The sequence below is a fragment of the Leptolyngbya iicbica LK genome (genome assembly GCF_004212215.1).
Taxonomy (GTDB): Bacteria; Cyanobacteriota; Cyanobacteriia; order Phormidesmidales; family Phormidesmidaceae; genus Halomicronema; species Halomicronema iicbica.
In genome coordinates this window covers 128,493-136,558 of sequence record NZ_QVFV01000001.1, presented here as the reverse complement: position 1 = coordinate 136,558, position 8,066 = coordinate 128,493, and the positions used below count along the sequence as shown (strand labels likewise).

The 8,066-nt window shown below is 55.4% G+C and carries 6 protein-coding genes; 4 read left to right on the top strand and 2 right to left on the bottom strand.

Annotated elements, in window-relative coordinates:
* The first annotated feature begins 234 nt into the window (after window positions 1–234).
* Together DYY88_RS00570 and DYY88_RS00565 are read left to right on the top strand one after the other, a co-directional pair.
* Window positions 235–1,485, top strand: a complete 1,251-nt coding sequence (locus tag DYY88_RS00570) for an IS4 family transposase (RefSeq protein ID WP_052288151.1) — start codon at window positions 235–237, stop codon at window positions 1,483–1,485.
* A 518-nt stretch (window positions 1,486–2,003) separates the two neighbouring features.
* The gene (locus DYY88_RS00565; protein WP_039724764.1) at window positions 2,004–2,516 is read left to right on the top strand and encodes a hypothetical protein; all 513 of its coding nucleotides are present in this window, start codon (window positions 2,004–2,006) and stop codon (window positions 2,514–2,516) included.
* Here DYY88_RS00565 and DYY88_RS00560 read toward each other — a convergent pair.
* Together DYY88_RS00560 and DYY88_RS00555 are read right to left on the bottom strand one after the other, a co-directional pair.
* Entirely contained in the window at window positions 2,513–3,388 is an 876-nt protein-coding gene (locus tag DYY88_RS00560; RefSeq protein WP_039724765.1) for a BstA C-terminal domain-containing protein, read from the bottom strand. The two genes, DYY88_RS00565 and DYY88_RS00560, sit on opposite strands and share 4 nt — an antisense overlap.
* Window positions 3,389–3,729: 341 nt before the next feature.
* Entirely contained in the window at window positions 3,730–5,898 is a 2,169-nt protein-coding gene (locus tag DYY88_RS00555) for a DUF1565 domain-containing protein (RefSeq protein ID WP_084606904.1), read from the bottom strand.
* A 357-nt stretch (window positions 5,899–6,255) separates the two neighbouring features.
* Between DYY88_RS00555 and DYY88_RS00550 the strand changes: the two genes are divergently transcribed.
* On the top strand, window positions 6,256–7,266 hold the full coding sequence (locus DYY88_RS00550; protein ID WP_052288153.1) for a YihY/virulence factor BrkB family protein: 1,011 nt from the start codon (window positions 6,256–6,258) through the stop codon (window positions 7,264–7,266).
* Between the two features lie 257 nt (window positions 7,267–7,523).
* A complete protein-coding gene (locus tag DYY88_RS00545; protein ID WP_039725014.1) occupies window positions 7,524–7,880 on the top strand; it encodes a hypothetical protein in 357 nt (118 codons plus the stop codon).
* Window positions 7,881–8,066 lie beyond the last annotated feature (186 nt).

Below are 8,066 nucleotides of genomic sequence, written 5' to 3'. Positions count from 1 at the left end.
GGGCTAATCCTGTAGGGGTTTTGTACGAGCCTATCAGAGAATCGCAGACACCTCGTTTAGCAGAAGCTAGCGGTGATTGTATAGACTAAGTTGACGTTAAAAGTTGAGTGAGTGTCAGCGCCTCCAAATGTCAGAATTTAGCCAATTGAGTGCCTTCCGCCCGCAGGTAAAAAAAGCCTAAACAGAGCTTATGAACTGGCCTGTGAGCAACCGAGCCTGTCCTTTTCTAGCTGCATGGGCAATAGCTTCCGGCAAACTGTGGCCGGGTTGTTTGCGAAAGACGAGATGAACAGTTCAACGATGTTGTCAGGTCACGTCGCAGCGACGCGAGCGCGGGCGCAAGCCAGTGAGAGCGAGTATCTGATAGCGGCCCAAGACACGACGTACTACAACTACTCAGGGCAGGCGCAGATGTCGGGACTCGGTGTAATTCAGGGCCAGGTACGGGGGCTGATGCAGCATAACGTGTTGCTTATGGATGAAGGCGGGCTGCCGCTGGGTATCGTCGACCAACAGTACTGGACGCGAGGCGGTGCGATGGACTGGCCCACGTCGCAGAAAGAGTCTCAGAAGTGGTTCAACGGTCTAGCTGCGGTCAACCAGCAAGCGCAGGGCAGCGACAAACGCTGGGTGGTCACGGGTGACCGCGAGAGCGACATCTTCGACTTCTTTAAGGCAGAGTGCGAGTCGAATGTCGACTTGCTGGTGCGGGTGTTTCAACCGCGTCGGGTCGAAGTCGTCACCGCTGGGGTCGTCTGCCCATTGCCGACAGTCTGCGCCCACCTCGACGACTATGGGAATGAGTCAGTCCAAATTGAGCGTCTGTATGACGGTAAGCGCCGCACGGTCGAGCTGACGCTACACCTGCAAGCCGCCATCGTTCATATCCATCCCAACCAGACTCTGAGCTCAGCGCGCCACAAGACGCAAGCCCTCTCGCTAGTGGTGGCGACTGAAGTCGCTTGTTGCGATGTCAAATCTCAAGCGGACTGCTTCGAGACCGACAACTCCCTGTCTTGGTTTCTGCTCACCAGTTTACCGATTACACAGGCCGACGAGGTGCAACGCATTGTTCGCTTCTATGCCTTGCGCTGGCGCATTGAGCGCCTGCATTTCACCCTCAAGTCAGGGGCACTGGATGTTGAGAAGCTACAGTTTGACGATGTCCATACCTTGACCAATGCCTTAAGCTTCTATTCTGTGGTCGCTTGGCAATTGTTGGGGCTCACCTATGCCTTGCGCCAGGACCCAGAACAACCCGCTGAGACACTGTTTGAGCCAGATGAACTGACGTTGTTGCAGCAACTGTCAGGTAAACCGGTTGCCTCGCTGCGTCAGGCAACTCTGGCATTAACCAGGTTGGTCGGCTTTGCCCCGTCTAAGAAGCAGCCCTTGCCAGGTGTCAACGTATTGGCCACTGCCATTGAACGTTTCTTCTTTGTCAAACAGGGCGCTGCAGCTGTTTCTAAACCCCTACAAGATTAGCNNCTTGCCAGGTGTCAACGTATTGGCCACTGCCATTGAACGTTTCTTCTTTGTCAAACAGGGCGCTGCAGCTGTTTCTAAACCCCTACAAGATTAGCTCTAAGGGGCTATCCATTACACGAAAATCGCTCGATGGCTAGGCAAGCAATCGTTTCACAACCAGTTTGTAACGCTCGGAAACTGCGTGGACTGGTTCGACCTAGGTCAAAGGCTGGCCTAAGCTCCCACAGACAAACTGATCTGCGAGGTCCAGGACGGCAGTTCGTCGTAGGACGCGCGAAGCTGGGGGTCTGGGGGCAAAGCGAAATTGCCCCCAGTCGCCCCCCTCAATAAAGCCCGTATCTTCGTCTGACAATGCCTGGTAAGCTACTGCCGGAAGTTTCGCTATTCATGGCTTTCCCCGACTTATATCCAGTGGATAGCTCTAAGGGGTGGGCCAAATCTCCGTCGATCGATGATTTTGTGAAGGACACGCACTGAGTACCCTGTGAAAGGTCACTGATAATTGCGATCGCGCCATGACTCTCGCTCAACGCCTGCTAATTGAAAACGGCACGTTTTTTCTACTCTCAACTCTGTTTCTCGTTGGGGGGGGATGGAGCTGGCGCAATGCTCAGCCCTACGAGTTGCCCAAGCCACTGCCCGCATGGTTCCAAGTCTGGTTTGGCGTGGTGCAGTTTTGGGGCAGCGTGCCGCCGCTGATTGCGATGATTTGCGGCTTTTGGCAGGGCATTCCACTGTTAAAGCAAGTGCTCTTAGCGTATTTTGTGCTGCTGGCGCTGCAAGTGATGATCGAAGTCTTAACGCTGCGGCAATTTCAGTCAATTGCCTGGGTGATGGTGCCCTATCTGTACGTCCCCTATCGACTTTGGCAGTTGTGGGAAGGGCTGACCCTGACGACAGCTCAATCCTCTGAGTCTTGGCTAGCGCTCTTTTTTATCAGCGAAATGGTGGTGTGGGGCAGCAATTATCTGCTGGATTTGGCCCAACTGCCACGCCTGTTGCAATGGCCAGGCACGACTGAAGCCTAACTAGCTTGCGGCAGCAACTTGAGGTGGGTAAACGGTGAGGCCAACTGCTGGCGCTTGCGTTGCAAATAAGACGGATACCGTTCTGGCAGGTAGTGCAGCGCGAGCCAATCTTGAAAAGCCACCAATGCCGCCTTGGGATACACATACTGTCGTGGTCTGGCCCAATCGTTTAAGGAGCGCTGGGGCATGGCGAAGCGATCGCCATACTCCCGGCTGAGGCACTGAATATTCCAGTAGCGGTTCCAGGCTTTATCAATGTTGATCAGGAGAGCAGTACGTAGTTCCGTCAGGGGGAGCGATCGCGGCTGCTCCGATGCCAGCAGCTGCCCCACGCTGAAATATCCCACGGGTATACCATCGCGTAGGGGCCGCTGGCGAAATGGATCGTATTTGGGTTGGATGGGCTGAGGCGGTTCGGCCAGTGCGGGTGGCGTCTGCACGACCTCGCAGATGAACTGTGGCAGTTGCTTTTCACTCAGTAGGCGCAGACTGTTGCGGGCGGCTTCTTTGTTCGCTTCAAAGGCGTAATAGTCCAAAAAGGCCAGACACACCTGATAGGGATAGGCTGAGACGTTGGCCCGTCCGCCAAACTGAGTGCCGTCGGGAATCCGCAGGAAGAGGCGTTCGCCCTGATAGTTGTAAGTGGCAAGCAGGTTGGCTAGTTTGCCCGCTCGGTAGCGATCGCCCACCTGCGGGGTGGCTTCGCCCCACCCCACCAGCGTACTGTTCGAAATCCCACAGGCCCGCGCCAGTTCTCGTCCCGACATAAAGGGGGTGCCATCGGGCAACAAGCCCACCTCAATAGGGAGTCCGGAGACCTCAATAGCAGGGATGGCTTGGGGTGGAGCGGGCAACAGAGTCGTGCTAGGCATGGTGTTGAGCGATGGATTGAGCGATCGCGCTGAAGCGGTATTGAGTGGTTTCCCACTGGCCAGCAATGGCCTAGCTGCAGGTGACTATTCCAGCGTGGCGCTAAATGTGGGAAATCCAAAATAATTCTAACGCCTTAGCCCTATATTTAGCGCTTTCCTAGCAATAATTGCTGAGAGAACTTGGGGCTATGGGCTCCCGTTTAGTCAACTGGCACCACTGAAACGACTCAACCGCAGGCAGTCCCTCTACACAGAAGGGCATCAGAATCACACCAGGCTGAACCAATCCTCTAGTCGCCCTAAGCACGGCTTTCGTGTCCCCTAAGAAACGGCTCAGGTCGTTAGCGAACTTCCTGGATTTGCGCGGGCAAGCCAGCTTGCTGCAAGCGGTTCAGCATGGCCTGTGCCTCGGCTCTGGTGGGGTAGGCACCAGCCTGAATGAAAGCCTGCCCATTCAGCTGAGTCCGAAAGGCGTCGGGTACTTGCGATCGCACTGCAGCTTGAGTGGCCTCATCAGTCGCCGCAACCAAAACCTTGTAATTCAACCCTAGTGAAGTCGCCAAAGACGGCGGTGGCGGGGGACCATCGGCGGGCAAACCGGCCGCCGCCCCAGCAGTGAACCCCTCTGACAGACTGCCGCCCGATCCCACGGGAATATCCCGGTTGGGTACTGCCAACCGCTGGCTATTCGGAGCGGGAGTGGCTGGGGTCGCAGCGGCATTGGGCACCGCTGGCACTGCGGGCAAGTGTTCGCCGGTTTCCAAGGCGTAGGCGAGGTTTTGGGATAGGCCGCTGCCCCGGGCCGGGGGAGCATTGAGCGGCTTGAGCGATGTCTCCGGTGGCGGAATTACCGCAATCTCAATCACGTCAGTGGTGGTTGGCTCACCGACTGAAATATCTGCGCTGGGGAGGGTGGTTGAGGTCGAGTCATCGACCTCTTCGCCTGGGACCGGTAGTGGTGCCAGCAGTTCAGTCTCAGTGGATTCGGTTTCACCCGCTGCCGAGTCTGATGCTGCCGTCTCCAACTCTGTCGATAGCGTTTGGGCTGCATCCCGCAGCGGCAGCAAATCCACAGTGCCCAGGGCTACGGTTGCTGCGATCGCGGGCACCACGCTAATCTCCACCGCGTTAAGTGCCTCAGTGGTGGCGTCAATTTCCCGGCTGAGGCGATCGCCCAAGGCGGCTTCCGATAAATCACTAAAGCTATCTTCAGTCACGGGTAAAGCCGCGAATTCTGGCTCCACCTCGGCCTCCGGCATGGCCTCAAGCTCTGGCCCCGTTTCGACCGCTGCATTGACGACGGCGGCTGTCTCGACCGTAACTTCCCCCTCAGAGGGTGGCAGCTCTGGGGCATCGGCTACTGGCTCGGATGAACTTTCAGAGGATGGTGCTGCTGGGGTAGCAGGCGGCACGGCGGCGGTCGAGGTAGCGGTGGCAGGCTGTGCCGACGGCGTCGCTACCGCTGTAGAGCCTGACACGGATGGAGCCGGGATAGCGGTTTCAGTCGGTGCAGCCGCGATCGCTGCTGAGGGTGGAGGGGAGATCGCCCGGTTGGGCATCGCCGCTGTGGTCGCTGTGGGGGGCGGCGGTTGGGTGGCCCCGGGTGAGCGACCATTGGGTACGGTTGTCCAGGTCGCGTAGTCCACAATGCTGTTGCGGCGGTTGCGGGCAATTTGGTTGCCTCGCAGTTGGGGCCGCGCATCGGCGTGCATAATCAGCCCGTCCAAATTGCCTGAAATCTGGTTGTTGATAATTTCGGGGGCCGACTCGGGGGCCACCAGAATGCCGGTGCCCGTATTTTCAAACACGTTGGCTTCGACCTGGGCGGTCGATGCCCCGGCAATGACCAGTCCGGTCTTGCCGTTGGCCGCAAAATAATTGCCGCGAATCACTGGCGCGCCTGCCCCCACGACGTAGACGCCCGTCGCACCATTTTGCACAAAGGCATTGTCCAACACAATCGGACTGCCGGATTCCACCCACAGTCCCGTACCTTCAGAATGCGGATTCGAGACCGACACGTTTGCCAGCCCCGCATTGTCCGCCCCTAAAATCGCGACGTTTTGCATGCCAGCAGTGCGGCTGTAATAGTTGCCACCGCCCGCGATCGCGACGTCGGCTAAATTTGGCCCTGCCATGCCTTGAATCGTGACACCGGGCTTCATCTGCAGGGGAAAGGTCTCACCGCTGGCGGTGCTGTAGGTGCCCCGCGCCAGCAAAATCAGCGTGTTGGCTTCCGCCAAGTCCAGGGCATGGGTAATGGTGCGATAAGGGCGCAGTTGACTCCCATCACCGATGGCATCATCCCCTGCAGTGGCACTCACATGCAAAATGGTGTATCCCGCTGGCTCATTGGGCACTTGGGCGATCGCCTCGGCGGTCGCTGCCGACTGTGGCGCGGGATGGTGGGTCGTCTCTAACGCGATCGCGGCCCCAGCATTTAATCCGCCGCCCCCAGCCATTAACCCGCTGACACAGACCAGTGGCACTATTCGTTGAAAACTAGCCATTGAACGACCTCCCCCCAATTAAATCCTGGGAATGCGCCATTGTAATAACGCAAAGATCGGGCGACGATCTACTGTCTTTACTAAACTTAACCCAAATGTAGTGGCTAGCCCTGCTTGCCGCCACCAGATCAAGGGGCAGTCTGGATCAATCACATGACTTCAATCAGTTTTTCTGAGGCGAGCCCGACCATTCTTGCGTTCATAATATGGAGAGGTGTCGGTCAATCGCCAATCAGCCTGAACCGGACTAATCATCGGCGGGAACCCGCAGTGGCAGTCGATTGAACTTTCAAAGTTCAGTGTCTAAAATGACAAAATCCTGATGAGAGCCCGTCTCAAGAGAACGATTAGGAGAGTATGGGGAATATTTGGGCCAGTAAATCTCTCAAACGCTTTGAACTGGTGTTGAAAAGTTTGCATAAGTTACCTGGGATCCAGCTATTTCGCTCTAAGCCAGTCGTACTCGTCGTTCAAACCGCGCTGAAGTGGCAGCGGGACGATTGCCTGGAAATGGGCGCAGCGCTGTCCTATTACGCCTTATTTTCGCTATTTCCGACTGTGCTCATCGTCTTGAGTATTGTCGGTTCCTTTATTGGTCCTGAGAGTGGCGCTGCTGAGCAAGTGTTGTTGTTTGCGCGGAGTAGCCTGCCACCCGAAGCTTACTCTTTGGTCGATAACACCCTGAGTCAGCTCAATCGCAACAGCTTAGAGGCTGGAATCATCAGTATTCTGATTTTGTGTTTCACCGCCAGTGGCGTCTTTGGGGCGCTAACGAGATCGATGAACAAGATCTGGCAGGTGGATTTGGAAAAGAAACACCAAACCGGGGTGAAATCGGCCGCTAAAAACTTTATGCGAAACCGTTTTCTCGGTTTCATGTTGGTGTTGAGCACCTCGGCCTTGATTTTTATGTCCCTGGTGACCAAGATTGCGATCGAAGTGATTATCGAGGTGGTTCAAAATTTAGAAAATGCTGTCGGTATCTTTCAGATTGACGATTTGTTAGTGCTGAAGGCATTGCAAACTAGCACCTCTTATTTGGGTATTTCGGCCATCATTATGCTGTTGTTTAAGGTGTTGCCGAATACGCGCATCTGCTGGGGTGACGTGTTTTTAGGGAGCCTTGCGACATCAGGGCTGTTCATGCTGCTTCAGCATTTGGCCAGTAACAGCATTGTGCGATTTGGCGAACAGTTTTTGGCCTATGGGGCGGTGGGCAGCGTCATGATTTTGCTGCTGTGGATTTTTTTGAGCTGCCAAGTCTTCTTTCTCGGGTGTGAGTTGACCTATGTCTACACCTATCTATTGGGCAGCCGCAGCGGAATCTTTTCTGATTCGCCGCATTTTCGACCCAACCCAGAAAAATAGTTGGTGGCTGCTTTCTTCCTGTCTCCAACCGTTACTTGAACTGGGCTCACTCTCTGGGGTTTTGTATCCTATCTCGGTGATTTCAGATTTGGGGGGAGAGGTTACTCATCCGTCCCGATATGAGCCGCGTATCCTACAGCGCGGGACGGCGAGAGCCATCGTCATTGGGAGAAAATCGGTGTATTTAGGAATTAAGCGATCGCAGATCCGATAATCGTTAGATAATCTCTACGTTGCTGCATCGGCGGAGTGTGTTCGTGAAATATTTTTTCCTCTCTGAGGGCTGGACGACAGGACGAATTTGGGAATTTGGTGGGCTGTGGGATGAATTTGCCTGGCAGCGCAAACCCCACATTCAACAGATGCCGCTAAGCATTATCGAAAATGGCGAGACGTTGTGGCTGTATCAGGTCGAAGATGCGGTATTGATGGTGGAAGTCCGCCCCACGACCGAAGCGACCAAAGCCATTGGGCAAGTAGTGCTCAAGCGCTTGATGGGGGCCGAGCAAGTCTTAGAACGGTTGTGTACGGCGGGACAAACGCGCAGCGATCGCGCATCCACCAATGGGGCCGCCGTCAGCGCCGAATTGCAAAATCAAATGACAGATTTGTAAGCTGTGGACGTAGCTAAGCGATCAGGCGTTTTGCAGCTCTATTTCGTGCTAATTCACCACAGTGGCCGGAGGTGAACAGCCGTCTCGGCGGTTCCAACTGGTTCCATCCTCATTCCTATAGCACTGCACATATTGATCTGTTCATCTCTTTGGCAGAAGAACGAGAGGACGAGGAAGCAGGATTTT

Excerpts from the sequence above, each read along its gene's own strand:
- DYY88_RS00550 (WP_052288153.1), top strand. The coding sequence starts at position 6,256 with ATGGGGAATATTTGGGCCAGTAAATCTCTCAAACGCTTTGAACTGGTG.
- DYY88_RS00560 (WP_039724765.1), bottom strand. The coding sequence starts at position 3,388 with ATGCCTAGCACGACTCTGTTGCCCGCTCCACCCCAAGCCATCCCTGCT.
- DYY88_RS00555 (WP_084606904.1), bottom strand. The coding sequence starts at position 5,898 with ATGGCTAGTTTTCAACGAATAGTGCCACTGGTCTGTGTCAGCGGGTTA.
- DYY88_RS00570 (WP_052288151.1), top strand. The coding sequence starts at position 235 with ATGGGCAATAGCTTCCGGCAAACTGTGGCCGGGTTGTTTGCGAAAGAC.
- DYY88_RS00565 (WP_039724764.1), top strand. The coding sequence starts at position 2,004 with ATGACTCTCGCTCAACGCCTGCTAATTGAAAACGGCACGTTTTTTCTA.